The sequence below is a fragment of the Micromonospora sp. NPDC092111 genome, from assembly GCF_044755745.1.
Classification (GTDB): Bacteria; Actinomycetota; Actinomycetes; order Mycobacteriales; family Micromonosporaceae; genus Micromonospora.
The window spans coordinates 266,886-283,290 of record NZ_JBIVRQ010000005.1 but is presented as its reverse complement, the minus strand read 5'-3'; the positions used below and the strand labels follow the sequence as shown (position 1 = coordinate 283,290).

Here is a 16,405-nt window from a genome sequence, read left to right as displayed (position 1 = left end):
GCCGCCGTTGGTGGTGCCGGCCCGGCCGCCCGGTACCCTCGGATGGTGTCTGCCACCTCTCCCACCGCCGCCGACGGCCGCCGCGTCGCCCTGCTGACCCTGGGCTGTGCCCGTAACGAGGTCGACTCGGAGGAGCTGGCCGCCCGGCTGCACGCCGACGGCTGGCAGGTCACCACCGACGGCGAGGGCGCCGACGTGGTGGTCGTCAACACCTGTGGCTTCGTGGAGAAGGCCAAGCAGGACTCGATCCAGACGCTGCTCGCCGCCGCCGACACCGGCGCCAAGGTGGTCGCCGCCGGCTGCATGGCCGAGCGGTACGGCCGGGAGCTGGCCGACAGCCTCCCCGAGGCGCAGGCCGTGCTCAGCTTCGACGACTACCCGGACATCTCGGCCCGGCTGGACGCGGTCGTCGCCGGCGAGACGGTCGACGCGCACACCCCGCGTGACCGTCGTGAGCTGCTGCCGCTCACCCCGGTCTCCCGGCGCGGCGCGGCGGTCTCGCTGCCCGGCCACGGCACCCCGACCCGGGCGGCCGTCGAGACCGACGAGCACACCCCGGCCCACCTGCGCCAGGTGTTGCGCCGCCGGCTCGACACCGGCCCGGTGGCCTCGCTGAAGCTGGCCAGCGGCTGCGACCGGCGGTGCGCGTTCTGCGCCATCCCCGCCTTCCGGGGCGCGTTCGTCTCGCGTACCCCGGACGAGCTGCTCGCCGAGGCGGAGTGGCTGGCCAAGACGGGCGTCCGGGAGCTGGTGCTGGTCAGCGAGAACTCCACCTCGTACGGCAAGGACCTGGGCGATCCGCGGGCGCTGGAGAAGCTGCTGCCGCAGCTCGCCGCGATCGACGGGATCGTCCGGGTGCGGGCCAGCTACCTCCAGCCGGCCGAGACCCGGCCCGGCCTGGTCGAGGCGATCGCCGGCACGCCCGGCGTGGCCGCCTACTTCGACCTGTCGTTCCAGCACTCCAGCGAGCCGGTGTTGCGCCGGATGCGCCGGTTCGGCTCCACCGACCGGTTCCTGGAGCTGCTGGCCTCCGCCCGGGCGCTGGCCCCGCAGGCCGGCGCGCGGAGCAACTTCATCGTCGGCTTCCCGGGCGAGACCCGGCAGGACTTCGACGAGCTGGTGCGGTTCCTGACCGAGGCGCGGCTCGACGCGATCGGCGTGTTCGACTACAGCGACGAGGACGGCACCGAGGCCGCCGGCCTGTCCGGCAAGGTCTCCGCCGCCACCATCAAGCGCCGGTACGACCGGCTCGCCGCGCTCGCCGACGAGCTCTGCTCGCAGCGGGCCGAGGAACGGGTCGGCAACCCGGTGGAAGTGCTGGTCGACTCGGTCGACGACGGCGTGGTGGAGGGGCGGGCGGCGCACCAGGCCCCCGAGGTCGACGGGTCGACCACCCTGGTCGCGCCGGTCGGCGGCGGGGTCGACCTGGCCGCGCTGCGCCCCGGTGACCTGGTCCGGGCGACGGTCACCGCGACCGAGGGTGTGGACCTGGTCGCGGTGCCGGATGAGATGATCTCGGCGGCGCCCGGCGCGGAACGGTGACGGCGGGCCCGGAGAAGGCGGGGGAGCCACGTGGTGTGGTGCCAGGTACGCCACGGCGACCCGAACGGGGTGCGGACGTGACCGGGGCGACGGAGTCGGCGTCGGCGGTCCCCCGGGTGCCGGTGCTCAACGCGGCCAACGGGCTGACCCTGCTGCGCCTGATGCTGGTGCCGGTCTTCGCGGTCTCGGTGATCACTTCGGGGCTGACCCACACCGGGTGGCGGATCGCCGCCTGTCTGATCTTCGCGGTCGCCTCGGCGACCGATCTGGTGGACGGCTGGATCGCCCGCCGGTTCGGCCTGGTCACCTCGGTCGGCAAGGTGGCCGACCCGATCGCCGACAAGGCGCTCACCGGTGCCGCCCTGGTGCTGCTCTCCTGGTACGACCGGCTGCCCTGGTGGGTGACGGCGGTGATCCTCGCCCGTGAGCTGGGCATCACCGTGCTGCGTTTCTGGGTGATCCGGCATGGGGTGATCGCGGCCAGCCGGGGCGGCAAGATCAAGACGGCGCTCCAGATCCTCGCCATCGCCTGGTACCTCTGGCCGATGCCGGCCGGCCTGGCCGACGTCGGCCCCTGGATCATGGCCGCCGCCGTGCTGGTGACCGTGGTCACCGGCTTCGACTACGTGGCCCAGGCCCTCCGGCTCCGTCGCCCCCGCGCCTGACCGCCCCTGAGCCCGCCCGCCCCTGCGTCGTCCGGGAGGATGGGACGGGCACCGGTACGCGGAAGGGGAGTCGGATGGGGACTGACGCGGGGCACGGGCCGCCGGTCGGGAGTCCGGCGGCGGAGGTGGTGCACCGCCTGCACGAGCGGCGCGAGACGCTGGCCACCGTCGAGTCCCTGACCGGCGGGCTGCTCGCCGCCTCGATCGTGGCGATCGCCGGGGTGAGCGCCGTCTACCGGGGCGGCCTGGTCACCTACGCCACCGACGTGAAGGCGCAGCTCGCCGACGTACCCGAGGAGTTGCTGGCGGCGCGCGGACCGGTGGATCCGGACGTGGCCGTCGCCCTGGCCGAGGGCGGCCGGCGGCGCTGCGGCGCCGACTGGGGGCTCGCCACCACCGGGGTGGCCGGTCCGGAGCCGCAGGCGGGCAAACCGGTCGGCCTGGTGTACGTCGCGGCGGCCGGGCCGGCCGGGGCGGCCGTCCGGCGGCTCGACCTCGACGGGGAGCGGGACCACATCCGGGACACCGCCGTGACCGAGGCGCTGCGCCTGCTGGCGGCCCAGCTCCGCCGGGCCGGCCGGGCCGCCGGGCAGACCCCGGACGACGGGCCGGTCACCGGCGTACGGACGACCGCCCCCGGCCGCCGGTGACCCGCTGTTCAGATCCGACAGGCAGGGTGGGATGTCGTCAGGCCGGCCAACGGGTACGGTTGCGGGAAGGCTCCGGCGTACGGCGTCGGCGGCGGCGCGGTCCACCGCGTCCGGCGCGGGTGACCGGTCGCCAGGAGAGGGAATCCCGTCAGGGGGAGGTGCGATGGTCCTGCTACGCCGGGTGATCGGTGACGCACTTCGGGCGCGCCGGCAGGGTCAGCACCGCACCCTGCGCGAGGTCTCCACCGCCGCCAACGTCAGCCTCGGCTACCTGTCCGAGATCGAGCGCGGCCAGAAGGAACCCTCCAGCGAGCTGCTCGCCGCCATCTGCGACGCGCTCGGTGCCCGCCTGTCCGAGCTGCTCCGCGAGGTGAGCGACACGGTCGCGCTCGCCGAGCAGATGCCGGGCGTGCTGCTGCCGGTGCAGGACGAGCCGGTCGACGCCGTGCGCAGGGCCACCGGCCGGGGGGTGCGTCAGGTCACCTCCGACGGCGCGGTCGCCGTCTCGGTCCGCCAGGACTCGCCGCTCAAGGCCACCCTGCGCAGCACCCGGGTGCGCCCCAGCGAGCGCGACGTGGTCTGCGCCGCCTGACCGTCGACCGGTCCCGCGACGTGGCCGGGGTGGCCCCCGCCGCGTAGTGTTGATCGCAGGCCGCCGGAGTGCTCCTGCGGTACGACCGGCCCTGCTGGCGTCCTGCTGCGACGATGGGGGCACGCCGGGTGGCCCGTCCGGCCCGGCGTGGCCGAGGCGCAGCGACGCTACTGAGGGGATACCGCGGAGATGGCGAACCCGTTCGTCAAGGGCTGGCACTACCTGATGGCGCTCTTCGGTGCCAAGATCGACGAGCACGCCGATCCGAAGGTGCAGATCCAACAGGCCATCGAGGAGGCGCAGCGCCAGCACCAGGCGCTGGTCCAGCAGGCGGCGGCGGTGATCGGCAACCAGCGTCAGCTCGAGATGAAGCTCTCCCGGCAGATGTCCGAGGTCGAGCGGTTGCAGGCCAACGCCCGGCAGGCGCTGGTCCTCGCCGACCAGACCCGGGCCAGGGGCGACGAGACCGAGGCCGGTCGCTACGAGCAGTCCGCCCAGGTGCTCGCCACCCAGCTCGTCTCCGCCGAGCAGGCCACCGAGGACCTGAAGACCCTGCACGACCAGGCACTCGGCGCCGCCGCCCAGGCCCGCCGCGCGGTCGAGAACAACTCGATGATCCTGCAGCAGAAGCTCGCCGAGCGGACCAAGCTGCTCAGCCAGCTTGAGCAGGCCAAGATGCAGGAGAGCGTGGCCCGCTCGCTGGAGTCGATGTCGTCGTTGACCGCCCCCACCAACACCCCGTCGCTGGACGAGGTGCGGGACCGCATCGAACGCCGCTACGCCAACGCGATGGGCCGGGCCGAGCTGGCCGGCAACTCCGTCGAGGGGCGGATGCTGGAGATCCAGAAGTCGGCCCTCGACAGCGCCGGGTCGTCCCGGCTGGAGCAGATCCGCGCCAGCATGGCCGGCGACCAGCTCGGCGGCCGGCAGGAACAGCCGGCGGCACAGCAGCAGGCCCAGCCGGCCGCACCGGCGGCGGATCCGGCCGCCGCCGCCCGACTGGACGAGATCCGGGCCAGCATGAGCCGCGACCGCGGCACGGGGGACACCACCGCCGCCGGCTGAGCGGCCGGCACGAGGAGGTACGGGTGGCGGACGAGCGAGCGCGACACTTCCGTCGACTGAGTCGACTGCGGCGTTCCGCCCGACGGTGGAGTGTCCTGGCCGGTGGGCTGTCCGGCGCGGCGGCCGTGCTGACCCCGTACGCGGGGCTCGGGCTGCCCGACGCGGCCTGGGCCGGCGCCGCGGGCAGTGCCGTCGCGCTGGCCGCCTGGCGCTGGATCGACCTGCGCGCGCTCGCCGCCCGCCCCGCCCCGCCCGCGCTCGACCCGGCGGAGGCCGCCGCCCGCTCCCGGGCCCGGTTGATCGCCGCCGTCGAACGGCTCCCGGTCGGTCCCGGCGTGCTGGCCGAGGCGCGGCGGCTCCGGTCCCGGCTGGCCCTGCGGGGCACCACCGCCGCCGAGTCCTGGGCCCGGCTGGACCGGGCCGCGCTCACCCTGGCCGGGATGGCGCCCCGGCTGACCGGCCTCGCCGAGCCGGCGGTGCTGGAGGCCGCCGCCGCCGACCGCTCGCTGCGCGACCTGGCCGGCCGGACGGCCAGCGTGGAACGCGCCCTGCGACTCGCCCCGGGCGAGGCCCGGCCCCGGCTCGCCGAGGCCCACCGCGCCCTGCTCGACCAGTTGCACAGCGGGGTGACCGCCTACGAGGGGCTGGTCGTCGCGGCGGCCGGCTACGTCGCCGAGGACGCCCGTCCGGACACCGCCGATCCGGCCGCCTCCCGGCTGCTGGAGGCGACCGACCTGCTGCACGGCGTCGCCTCGGCCCTGGCCGAGCTGCGGGCGGCCGGCGACCCGCTGCGCACCCGCTGAGCCTCAGCCGGGCGTGCTGACCGGCACCGGGCCGGTCCACGGGGAGCTGCCCACCACGTTGAACGAGCGGATCCGGTAGTGGTACGTCACGCCCCGGGCCAGCCCGCTGTTGGTGAAGCCCCGCCCGGTGACGGTGAAGGTGGCCACCTCCCGGCTGAACCGGGGGTCCACCGCGCGCTGCACCACGAAACCCGCGCCCGGGCCGGTCGGCGTGCTCGCCGTCCAGCTCAGCGCCACCGTCGCGGTGTCCGGCGCGGGGACGCTGACGGCCGCGGCGACCCCGGTCGGCGGTCCCGGCACCGGCGGCGTGGTGACCGTCGCCACCGTCGACCACGGTGACGCCGCCCCCAGGTACGTCGTACGCACCCGGTAGTAGTACGTGGTGTCCGGTGCGACCGCCGGGTCGAGGTGGTTGTCCGCCACCGGCACGGCGGTGGTGCCCGGCCCGCTGGTGAAGGTGGGGTTGGTGGCCCGCTGCACGTCGATCCCGGTGGCGAAGGAGCGGTTCACCCACCGTAGCGCCACCCGGAGCGGCGTCGCCGCCGGCAGCGCCGCGACCAGCCCGCTCGGCGCGGTGAGTCGTACCGCCGCCGGGATGCTGTTCGACCAGGCCGAACAGCTCACCGCGTTCTCGGCCCGGATCCGGTAGTGGTAGCTGACGCCCGGGGTCACCGAGGCGTCGGTGTACCGGGTGGCCGTGGCCGCCACGGTGATCGTGGTCAGCCCGACGGTGAAACCGGCGTCGGTGGCCCGCTGGAGCAGGTGGCTGGTGGCCGGTGGGCGGCTGCCGTTGCCCGTCCAGGCCAGCGCGATCGCCGGCAGGGCGGTCGCCGAGCCGGGCATCGCGGTGGCGGTCAGCCCGGTCGGCGCCTTCGGGGCGACCCGCAGCACCAGCGGCCGGCTCATGCCCAGGTCGCGCAGCCCCGCCGCGCCGCTGGACCAACGGTGTTCCCAGCCCAGGTTGACGAGTTGGTTCGCCACCGCCGCCGGACGGCCGTCGAGCGGGCTGACCGGGGTGGAGCCGACCCGGACGTTGGCCGGCCGGGTCGGGTCGAGCAGCCGCACGCTGTCACCCACCTTGAACGGCAGCGGCGGCACCACCGGGCGCAGCGCCACCACCACCTCCTCCGCCGGGTTGACCCGGACGGTCTGCTTCCAGCCCAGCTCGCCGCCGTCCGGGGCGCGGACCGTGCCGTCCCCGCCGATCCGGTTGACCACCTGCACGTCGCAGCCGTCGAACCGGACCGGGTGGGTCTGCCGCCCGACCCCGCCGATCCGCCAGAGCTGGGTGCCGTCGGCCACCCCGACCACCGGGTCGGCCACGACCAGGATCTCGGTCGCCGGGTCGGCCGGGCCGAGCGGCAGGGACGCCGGGCCGAGCGGACCGGCGTTCGGGTGGGCCACACCGAGCCGGCCGGCCTGCCGCCCGTACTCCGGCTCGAACACCGCGCCGACGTTCTTCACCTCGACGGGCAGGGTGACCGGGGCGGTGCCGCCCGGTGGGGTGAAGCTGACCGAGCTGGCGTGTGCCGGCGCGACGGTGGGCTGCCCGGTGCGGGTGCCGAACGCCCGGTCGTACGCCGGCTGCGGCACGATCGGCGGGCGCTGACTGGCCGCGTACGCGGCGGGCAGCCGGTCGGCCAGCCGGTCCGGGTCGTACCGCCGGGTCGGGGTGCCGGCCACCCGGAACTGGAGCAGGGTCCGGGTGTTCGGGCCGTACCCGGCCAGGGTGCCGGCGCCACCGCCCTCGGCGGTCCGGTCCGGGGCGTCGGTGTGCTGGTCGTAGCGGGGGTCGAAGCCGGGCAGCGGGGCCGGGCAGTCGTTGTAGAGCAGCACCGTGCCGCCCGGCGGCACGGTGGAGAAGTCGACCACCACGTCGGCGCGCTCGCCCGGGGCGAGCAGCAGCGCGGCCGAGTCCACGTTGAGCACCGTCGGGTCGCGCCGGTCGTACCGGTAGCCGACCGGGCGGTTCGGCACCGGCACCGGGGCGGGGAGCAGGCCGCACTCGTTGCCGATCTGGATCATGCGGGGGCCGGTCGCCGCCGGGTCGGGCACCCCGCCGTCCCGCCCGTCGGTGGGCCAGTCCGCCGGCCGGCCGGGGGCGCGGACGGCGGCCACCATCGGCACCTCGCCCGCGTCGGCGTCGGCGAGGCTGCCGTCGGCCCGCCACATCGCGGCGTCCGAACCGGCCCGGTAGAGCTGGAGGTTGAGGCCGCGGTCGGCGCAGGCGTTGACGATCCGGAACCGGTACGCCGTCGGCTGCACCGTCAGGTACGGGTAGGCGACGCCGTTGACCAGCATGGTGTCCCCGTACGCCTCGGGCACGGCGCTCGGATGCGGCACCCCGGGCGCCCGGGGTGGCTCCTCGGGCACGGCGACCGGATCGTGGTGCGGGTTGTCCACCGGGCCGCGTCGGGCCGCCTCCCGGCCGTCCGCGCCGGGCAGCCACGGTCCGTAGTCCCAACGGCCGGTCGGGTTACGCCCGGAGTCCCGGTACGGGTCCTGCCGGGGCTGGTAGACGTGCGGGTGCCACAGGTTGCCCCGGGTGCCCCAGCGCTCCCGGTCCCAGGTGGGGTCCTCGGCGGCGAGCTGGGCGTCGTCGGGGACGAAGGTCTTGTCCTGGATCACCAGCGGCACCTGGTCGGCGGGGAGCACCCCGTCGGCGACCAGCCGCTCCTCCGCCGGGTCGGTGAGCAGGTAGAGGGCGAGCTGGCCGGCGTAGACGGTCAGCCGGGACAGCCCGAGCGTGTTGTCGTGCAGGCACATCAGCCGGCCGCTCTGCTCGTTCGGGTAGTAGAGCGTGGTGGCCCCCGCGCCGGGGGACGGCATGTCCGGCACGTGGGTCAGCCCCGGCCCGGTCGGGTACGGGGTGATCTCGCCGGCCGGGGTCACCCACTGCCACGGGTTGCCGGCGCTGATCCAGCCGGTGTGCGCGCCGGACAGGTGCGGCACCGCCCGGTTCTGCGGGTAGGGCGCCGGCCCGTCCAGCGGCCCGGGGCCCGCCCCGGGAATGCTCGGGTCCACCGGGAGGAAGAGGTCGCCGGCCCGGCCGGTGGGGAGCTGGTTGACGAACTTGACCCGGACCGGGCGTCCACGTCGCGCCACGATCATCGGGCCGAGGTGGTACGGCCGCTCCGGCGGGGCGACGGTGTTGTGCCCGTCCGGGTCGGTGCCCAGGTTGAGCTGGCGGTAGCCGCGCAGCCGGGTGGTGGGCAGGTCCCGGTGCAGCCGCTGGGTGTACTCGGCCAGCCCGAGCTCGTAGTAGTCGCAGCCCGGGTAGCTGATCGTGTCCGGGGTGGCGACCGGCAGGTACCCGCCCAGCTCGTTGCGGCCCCCTGGGCCGGGCAGCGGGAGCGCGTCGACGAACTTGCGGATGCCGGTTCCGGGAAACACCCGGCCCTGGGCGTCCCGTACCGGCAGCGGGCTGCTGGCGAAGTTCGGCACGGTGCCGAAGCAGCGCGGCACGGCGGCCGGATCCAGGCTTGCCGGGGCGGACCCGGACCCGCCGGTCCGGGCCAGCGGCACGGTGGGACCGTCGGCGCGGTCGGCGCGGACCGCCCGGTTCGTCCAGCGGGGGCGCAGTCTGCGGAACAGGGCCATGGCTCTCCCCGGGCGTGGGGGCGCGCCGACCAGCACCTCGGCGTGGTGGTCGGTCGCGTCCGGTGGTGACGAACGGTGAGCACTCAAACGCAGCATGCGACCTGGACGGCCCGATAGGAATTACCCATTCGTCCGTGTCTGGCGGTCGTCCCGTCAGGCGGGAGGGCAGGTCAGGGGCGTTGCCGGCCCGGGCGCCGGCTGGCAGGTCGGGCACCAGTAGGTGACCCGCTCGCCCAGCTCATCCCTGCGCACGGCCGTGCCGCAACGGCGGCACGGCTGGGCGCGCCGGCCGTACACGTAGCTGGTCCGGCCCCGGAGCAGGGAGCCGGTGGTGCTCTGGGTCCACCGGCCCCGGTTGGCGGCGAGCAGCTTCTGCGCCAGGGCCACGGTGCCGGCCAGATCGGGCACCGCGCCGACCGGCGTCCACGGGGACAGCCCGCGCAGGAACAGCACCTCGCACTTGTAGAGGTTGCCCACCCCGGCCAGGTTGCGCTGGTCCAGCAGCGCCTCGCCGATGGTGGTCGCCGGCCGCGCGGCGAGCCGGCGGACCGCCTCGTCCGGATCCCAGTCGTCGCCGAGCAGGTCGGGGCCGAGGTGTCCGACCAGGGTCTCCTCCTCGGCGGTGGGCACCAGGGCCAACTCGTGCAGGTGGTAGCCGACCGCCACCGCCCCCGGGCCGTGCAGCACCACCCGGACCAGGTGCGCCGGTCGGGCCGTCCAGCGTTCCCCCGGGGCGTACACCCGCCAGGCCCCGTCCATCCGCAGGTGCGAGTGGAGCGTCCAGCACGCGGTCGCCGACGCCTCCGGCGGTGCGGTCAGGCGCAGCAGCAGGTGCTTGCCCCGGCTGGCCGACTCGCCCACGGTCCAGCCGGTCAGGTCGGTGGTGGCCAGCCGGGGCACCCGGAAGTCGCTGCCGGTCAGCCGGGTGCCGGCGAGCGCCCGGTGCAGGACGCGGGCGGTGTTCCAGACGGTGTCGCCTTCGGGCACCCGGTCATTCTGCCTCGGCCGAGCGGGGAACCCCGGGTGCCACCACCGGTGGCGCGACGCCGGGCACGACCCGTCGGGGCGGCCGGCTCAGGGCCGCTCGTCCGGGCGGGGCGGGCGGACCATGTCCTGGTAGCGGGGGTGGCTGGCCCCGTACACGGCGAAGTTCAGCCGGGCGTGGGTGAGACTCAGGTCGCCGTTCGGGCCGCCCCGCACCAGGTCGGCGTCGGCGTCACCCTGGCCGTCGTCGGTCCAGAAACAGACCGGGCAGGTGCCCCCACCCGTCCGGGACGCGCAACACGGACAGCCCACCGGAACCCACACTTCACCCACCTCAGCAGCATTCCACACCGGACGTCCGGCAGGGAGCGCAGATCACCCCGTGGTACGCCCCCGCACCGTCACCGCCGCGCCCGCCGCCACCCCGAGCAGGTCCGCCGCCCGCCCGCCGTTGCACGCCACCGCGGCCAGGCCGGCGGAGTCGACGAGAAGGACCAGCGACCCGGCCGGCACGTCGCCGAACGTCCGCCCCCGCACCGCCGGCCGGCCGGCCACCTCCACCTCGCCGGGCAGCGACGCCAGCAGTTCGGCGTCCGCCGCGAGCTGCACGTTGCCGAAGTGGTCCACGGTGAGCACCTCGGCGGTGAAGCCGTCCGCCTCCCGCCGTAGCACCGGCGCCGGCAACTCGACCAGGGTCGCCGGGTCCACCGCCGGGCCGGCGTCCGCCGGTGGCGCGCCGAGGGCCAGCCGGGCCGCCACCGGGGCGAAGACGTCCCGGCCGTGGAAGGTGCCGGAGACCTCGGACGCCAGCCACCCCGGGGCGGTCAGCTCGACCGCCGAGGTGACCCCGCCCAGCGCCCTCGCGGCGGGCAGCAGCAGCCCGTTGTCCGGCCCGACCAGCAACCCGCCCGGGGTGACCAGCGCCACCGGACGCCGGGACGTGCCCACCCCCGGGTCCACCACCGCCACGTGCACCCCGTACGGCAGGTGCGGCACGGTCTGGGCGAGCACCGCCGCGCCCCGCCGGACGTCCGCCGGTGGCACCAGGTGGGTCACGTCGACCACCCGTACCGCCGGGGCGATCCGGGCGATCACCCCGTGGCAGGCGGCCACGAAGCCGTCGGTGAGCCCGTAGTCGGTGGTCAGCGAGATCCAGGCGGTCGGGGTCATGCCGGCAGGCTAGCCGGCGAACGCCTACCACTGACCGGGGAGGCCGATCGGCCGACCGGCCGGTGCCGGCGGCCCACCGGGTTCGGCAGACTGCCGGGGTGACGAAACGCCTTCGTATCCTCTCCGCGACCGCCACCGTCCTCGTCGCCCTGGGCCTGTCGGCCTGCGGCGACGACCCCGCCGACAAGCGGGACGGCGGGGCGTGGGCCGACGGCCGGTCGGGAACACCGGCCACCGCCGAGGGCGCTCCGGCCGACGGTGCCGCGCCGAAGGGCGCCAAGCCGGGCACCACCCCGTCGGAGAGTCCCTCCACCCCGCCCTTCGTGATGCCGACCAAGGCGAAGAGCGCCCCCGCCGCCCGGAAGGTGGTCGACGCGTTCAAGGACGCCGGCCTGAAGGTGCCCAACCTGCGCGACCGGTCGAAGGACTGCGGGCCGAACGGCCTCGGCGTGGGCTGCGCCCAGTTGCTCGCCACCGACGCGGTCTCCGTCTACGTCTTCCCGGACGAGGCGACCGCCACCAACCAGACCGACGTGTGGGGGATCAAGGCGTACCGGGCGGGCGCGGTGGTGCTCAACTATCTCGACACCCGTACCAGCGTGGCCGAGCAGAAGCGCTACAACGACGTCCTCGCCACGCTCGGCTGACCCGGCCCGGGACCCCGGTCAGCCGCGCAGCCGCAGGCCGCGTGGGGTGGCCCGGAAACCGGCGGCGGTGAGCGCGTCCCGCAGCGGCGACGCGTGCACCGCCTCGCCGTCGGCCCGCTCCACCGACATCACCCCCAACGCGCCGGAGTGCACCGCGTCGGCGAGCGCCTTGCCGGCGGCGGTGAGCGCGTCCGGGTCGTCGGTGAAGGAGAGGATCGTCCGCCCGCCCCGCTCGACGTACAGCGTCAGGTCGCCGCCGACCAGCACCACCAGCGCCCCGGCCTTGCGGCCGGCCCGGTGCCCGCTGGCCGGGGCGGCACCGTCGCCGGAGTCGACCACCCGCTCCGGCCAGGGCAGCGCCGCGCCGTACGGGCTGGCCGGGTCGGTCGCGGCGAGCACCACGGTCGGCCCGCCACCCCGGCCCCGCGCCCCGTCGGCCGGGTCGGCGAGCGCCCGCAGCCGGTCCACCGCCCCGGGGACGGCGAACTGGGCCGCGCCCAGCCCCTCCACGAAGTAGCCGCGCCGGGCCGCGCCCCGTTCCTCCAGCGCGGCGAGCACCGGGTAGACGGCGGCGAACCCGCCGGACACCTGCTCGGCGACCACCGCGCCCCGGGTCACCACCCCGTGCCGCTCCAGCAGCAGGTCGGCCAGGGCGGCGGCCCGCCGGGTGGGGTCGGTGTCCCGCGCCGGCAGCCGGGACCACCGCCCGGCCACGGTGGGCGGGCCACCCCAAGCGGGCAGCGCGACCCGACCGGGGCGGCGGTAGCGGGTACGCGGGGCGGCCGGCCGGGACCGGTGCGCCCCGCCGCCGCCGAGCGCCGCCCGCAGCGGGGCGAGCGTGTCGTTGGTGAGCTGCCCGGCCCAGACCAGATCCCAGAGCGCGGCCGTCAGCGCGGTGTCGTCGTCCGAGCCGACCCGGTCGGACAGCGCCCGGAAGAACAGCGCCTGCCCATCGGCGAGCGCGTCCAGCAGCGCGGTGTGCAGCGGGGTGAGGGCCAGCGCCCCGTCCGGCGGGGGAAGCAACAACGGCGCGACGTCGGCGTACGCCAGGGTGACCCAGCCGTCCCCGCCGGAGATCGCCCCCGAGCCGGCCCAGAGCACCTCGCCGCTGGCGCACAGCTCGTCGAGCTGGGCGGGGGAGTAGTCGGCGACCCGGGCGGGCAGCACCAGCCGTTCCAGCGCGGACGCCGGCACCGTCGCCCCCTGTAGCTGCTCGATCGCGGCGGCCACCGCCTCCACCCCCCGCGCCGACGAGCCGACCTGCTGCCAGCGGGGCAGGAACGTGGCCAGCGCCCGGGGCGGCACCGGTTCGATCTCCCGGCGCAGCGCGGCGAGCGACCGGCGACGCAGCAGCCGCAGCACCTCGGCGTCGCACCACTGGGTGCCCACCGTGTCCGGGGCGAACTCACCGGAGACCACCCGCCCGGTCGCGGCGAGCCGGCGCAACGCCAGCTCCACCACCGACACCCCGAGCTCGAACCGGGCGGCGCAGGTGGTGGCGGCGAACGGCCCGTGGGTGCGGGCGTACCGGGCGAGCAGGTCACCGACCGGGTCGGCCACCGGCGCCAGGTACGCCTCGGCCACCCCGACCGGCAACGCCACGCCCAGCGCGTCGCGCAGCCGGGCGGCGTCCTCGACGACCACCCAGCGCTCCTCGCCGGCGATCCGGACCCGCAGCACCCGGCGGGCCGCCGCCAGCTCCGCCAGCCACCCCACCGGTACGCCCCGCTCGGCCAGCTCCGCCCCGGTCAGGTCGCCGACCACCCGGAGCAGCTCCACCACGTCCTCGGCGTCGCGGGGGCGGCGCTGGTCGGTGCGCCAGCGCAGTTGCCGCTCGGTCTCGGCGAGCACCGCCGGGTCGAGCAGCTCGCGCAGGTCCACCCGGCCGAGCAGCTCACCGAGCAGGGCCGAGTCCAGCGCCAGCGCGGCGGCCCGGCGCTCGGCCAGCGGGGCGTCCCCCTCGTAGAGGAACGCGCCGACGTAGCCGAAGAGCAGCGACCGGGCGAACGGCGACGGCCGTTCGCTCTCCACCTCGACCAGGCGCACCTTCCGGCTGGCCAGGTCGCGCATCAGCTCGGCCAGGGCGGGCTGGTCGAAGACGTCCTGGAGGCACTCCCGGGCGGCCTCCAGGGTGACCGGGAAGTCGGCGTACTCGCGGGCCACGTCGAGTAGCTGGGCGGCGCGCTGGCGCTGCTGCCACAGCGGCTGCCGGCGGCGCGGGTCCCGTCGGGGCAGCAGCAGCGACCGGGCGGCGCACTCGCGGAACCGGGCGGCGAACAGCGCGGAGGTGCCCACCGACTCCTCGACGAGCTGGGCGATCTCGGCCGGCTCGAAGACCACCACGTCCGCGCCGGGCGGCTCCTCGGCGGTGTCCGGCAGCCGCACTACGATCCCGTCGTCGGCGGGCATGACCTGGGCGTCCACCCCGTACCGCTCGGCGAGCCGGCGGCCGATGGCCAGCGCCCAGGGGCCGTTCACCCGGGCGCCGAGCACGCTGTGCACGGCGAGCCGCCAGTCGCCCAACTCGTCGCGGAACCGCTCGACCAGCACCGTGCGGTCGTCGGGCAACGACCGGGTGGCGGCCTGCTGCTCCCGCAGGTAGGCCATCAGGTTGCCGGCGGCCCAGTCGTCCAGCCCGCCGTCGCGCAGCGCCGCCCGGGCGGCGTCGTCGTCCTGCCGCAGCAGCGCCCGGACCCGCGCGCCGATCGCCCGGCCCAGCTCGACCGGCCGGCCGAGCTGGTCGCCCTTCCAGAACGGCATCCGGGCGGCCTGGCCGGGGGCGGGGGAGACCAGCACCCGGTCGGGGGTGATCTCCTCGATCCGCCAGGAGGAGGAGCCGAGCAGGAAGACGTCGCCGACCCGCGACTCGTAGACCATCTCCTCGTCCAGCTCGCCGACCCGGGCGGCGCGTTCCGCCCCGGCCAGGAAGACCCCGAACAACCCCCGGTCGGGGATGGTGCCACCGCTGGTGACGGCGAGCCGCTGGGCACCCGGTCGGCCGGTCAGCACGTCGGCGGCCCGGTCCCAGACCAGCCGGGGACGTAGCTCGGCGAAGGCGGTCGACGGGTAGCGGCCGGAGAGCATGTCGAGCACGGCGTGCAGCGCCGAGTCGGGCAGCTCGGCGAAGGGCGCGGCCCGGCGGACCAGCACCGCCAGGTCGCCGAGCGCCCAGGGTTCGAGGGCGACCATGGCGACGATCTGCTGGGCGAGCACGTCCAGCGGGTTGCGCGGGTAGTGCAGCTCCTCGATGGCACCGGTCGCCATCCGCTCGGCGACCACGGTGCAGGAGAGCAGGTCGCCCCGGTGCTTGGGGAAGACCACCCCGCGGGACACCGCGCCCACCTGGTGCCCGGCCCGGCCGACCCGTTGCAGGCCGGCCGCGACGCTCGGCGGGGCCTCGATCTGCACCACCAGGTCGACCGCGCCCATGTCGATGCCCAGCTCCAGGCTGGAGGTGGCCACCACGGCGGGCAGCCGGCCGGACTTGAGCGCCTCCTCGATCTGTTTGCGTTCCTCCCGGGAGACGCTGCCGTGGTGGGCGCGGGCGATCACCGGGGACGCGCCGGCCGCCGCGCCCGACTGGGCCATCACCTCGGCCGGTGGCCTGTTCGGGGCGGCGGGCACAGCGGCGACCGACTCGTCCGCGACCGACTCGTCCGCGACCAGCTCGTCCGCGGCCAGCTCGTTGAGCCGGGCGCAGAGCCGCTCGGCGCTGCGCCGGGAGTTGGTGAAGACGATGGTCGAGCGGTGCGCCCGGATCAGCGCGAAGACCCGTTCCTCCACCGCCGGCCAGATGGACGCCCGACGCGGACCGGGCCCGCCGAGGTCGTCCTCCGGGGGCCGCTCCGGCTCGTCGAGCCGGGTCATGTCCTCCACCGGGACCTGGACGCTCACCTCGATCGTCTTGGCGGTGGCGGGCTGCACCACGTCGACCGGATGCGCCCCGCCGAGGAATCGGGCGCAGGCGTCCACCGGCCGGACGGTGGCGGAGAGGCCGATCCGCTGCGCGGGGCGGGCCAGCAACGTGTCGAGGCGTTCCAGGGACAGCGCCAGGTGAGCGCCGCGTTTGGTGCCGGCGACCGCGTGTACCTCGTCGACGATGACCGTCTCGACGCCGCGCAGTGAATCCCGGGCCGCAGAGGTGAGCAGCAGGAACAACGACTCGGGGGTGGTGATGAGGACGTCCGGCGGGGTACGGGCGAAGGCCCGGCGCTCGTCGGCCGGGGTGTCGCCGGTGCGCATTCCGACGGTGATCTCCGGGGGCGGGACGCCGAGCCGGGTGGCCGCCTGCCGGATGCCGGCGAGCGGGGCCCGCAGATTGCGCTCGACGTCGACCGCGAGCGCCTTGAGCGGGCTGACGTAGAGCACCCGGCAGCGCTGCCGGGCCTCGGCGGGCGGCGGCTCCTGGGCCAGCCGGTCCAGCGACCAGAGGAACGCCGCGAGGGTCTTGCCGGAGCCGGTGGGCGCCACCACCAGGGCGTTGCGCCCGGCCGCGACCGAGCGCCAGGCCCCGGTCTGCGCTGCGGTCGGGGCGGCGAAGGCGGCGGTGAACCACTCCCGGGTGGCCGGGCCGAACCCGGTCGGCATGCCCGCCGCGCCCGATCCACCCCGCTGCCCCGTCATGCCCCCATCCTGCCTCGGCGGTGTGACATCCGGCCTAGCCCGGGTAGCGGTCTGTCCCGTTTAC

The 16,405-nt window shown here is 76.1% G+C and carries 12 protein-coding genes; 7 read left to right on the top strand and 5 right to left on the bottom strand.

Going from position 1 to position 16,405, the window contains the following annotated elements:
• Positions 1 to 42: 42 nt before the first annotated feature.
• The 6 genes from rimO (at position 43) to ACIQG9_RS13805 (ending at position 5,317) form a co-directional block, all read left to right on the top strand.
• Complete coding sequence (rimO, locus tag ACIQG9_RS13830; RefSeq protein WP_400401440.1) at positions 43 to 1,542, top strand: 30S ribosomal protein S12 methylthiotransferase RimO; 1,500 nt, start codon at positions 43 to 45, stop codon at positions 1,540 to 1,542.
• 77 nt (positions 1,543 to 1,619) lie between these two features.
• On the top strand, positions 1,620 to 2,207 hold the full coding sequence (pgsA, locus tag ACIQG9_RS13825) for a CDP-diacylglycerol--glycerol-3-phosphate 3-phosphatidyltransferase (RefSeq protein WP_400401438.1): 588 nt from the start codon (positions 1,620 to 1,622) through the stop codon (positions 2,205 to 2,207).
• 74 nt (positions 2,208 to 2,281) lie between these two features.
• Positions 2,282 to 2,857, top strand: a complete 576-nt coding sequence (locus ACIQG9_RS13820) for a CinA family protein (protein ID WP_400401434.1) — start codon at positions 2,282 to 2,284, stop codon at positions 2,855 to 2,857.
• Between the two features lie 163 nt (positions 2,858 to 3,020).
• The gene (locus ACIQG9_RS13815; protein ID WP_400401432.1) at positions 3,021 to 3,449 is read left to right on the top strand and encodes a helix-turn-helix domain-containing protein; all 429 of its coding nucleotides are present in this window, start codon (positions 3,021 to 3,023) and stop codon (positions 3,447 to 3,449) included.
• Positions 3,450 to 3,638: 189 nt separating this feature from the next.
• On the top strand, positions 3,639 to 4,514 hold the full coding sequence (locus tag ACIQG9_RS13810) for a PspA/IM30 family protein (RefSeq protein ID WP_400401430.1): 876 nt from the start codon (positions 3,639 to 3,641) through the stop codon (positions 4,512 to 4,514).
• 23 nt (positions 4,515 to 4,537) lie between these two features.
• Positions 4,538 to 5,317, top strand: coding sequence for a hypothetical protein (locus ACIQG9_RS13805; RefSeq protein WP_400401428.1), 780 nt, complete (start codon positions 4,538 to 4,540; stop codon positions 5,315 to 5,317).
• Positions 5,318 to 5,320: 3 nt separating this feature from the next.
• Here the strand turns inward: ACIQG9_RS13805 and ACIQG9_RS13800 are convergent, their stop codons facing one another.
• The 4 genes from ACIQG9_RS13800 to ACIQG9_RS13785 all read right to left on the bottom strand — a co-directional run bounded on the left by ACIQG9_RS13800 (position 5,321) and on the right by ACIQG9_RS13785 (position 11,071).
• Positions 5,321 to 8,917: a hypothetical protein gene (locus ACIQG9_RS13800; RefSeq protein ID WP_400401697.1), complete on the bottom strand. Its 3,597-nt coding sequence runs from the start codon at positions 8,915 to 8,917 to the stop codon at positions 5,321 to 5,323.
• A 153-nt stretch (positions 8,918 to 9,070) separates the two neighbouring features.
• Positions 9,071 to 9,904, bottom strand: coding sequence for a DNA-formamidopyrimidine glycosylase family protein (locus ACIQG9_RS13795; RefSeq protein WP_400401426.1), 834 nt, complete (start codon positions 9,902 to 9,904; stop codon positions 9,071 to 9,073).
• 87 nt (positions 9,905 to 9,991) lie between these two features.
• Positions 9,992 to 10,225, bottom strand: a complete 234-nt coding sequence (locus ACIQG9_RS13790) for a CPCC family cysteine-rich protein (RefSeq protein WP_400401425.1) — start codon at positions 10,223 to 10,225, stop codon at positions 9,992 to 9,994.
• A 51-nt stretch (positions 10,226 to 10,276) separates the two neighbouring features.
• Positions 10,277 to 11,071 carry an S-adenosyl-l-methionine hydroxide adenosyltransferase family protein gene (locus ACIQG9_RS13785; protein WP_400401423.1) on the bottom strand — a complete coding sequence of 265 codons (795 nt, stop codon included), beginning with the start codon at positions 11,069 to 11,071 and terminating at the stop codon, positions 10,277 to 10,279.
• A 98-nt stretch (positions 11,072 to 11,169) separates the two neighbouring features.
• Here ACIQG9_RS13785 and ACIQG9_RS13780 point away from each other — a divergent pair, with 98 nt between their 5' ends.
• Positions 11,170 to 11,718: a hypothetical protein gene (locus ACIQG9_RS13780; RefSeq protein WP_400401419.1), complete on the top strand. Its 549-nt coding sequence runs from the start codon at positions 11,170 to 11,172 to the stop codon at positions 11,716 to 11,718.
• An 18-nt stretch (positions 11,719 to 11,736) separates the two neighbouring features.
• On the opposite strand, the gene ACIQG9_RS13775 is transcribed toward ACIQG9_RS13780, so the two are convergent.
• Complete coding sequence (locus ACIQG9_RS13775; protein ID WP_400401417.1) at positions 11,737 to 16,341, bottom strand: ATP-dependent helicase; 4,605 nt, start codon at positions 16,339 to 16,341, stop codon at positions 11,737 to 11,739.
• Positions 16,342 to 16,405: the final 64 nt, after the last annotated feature.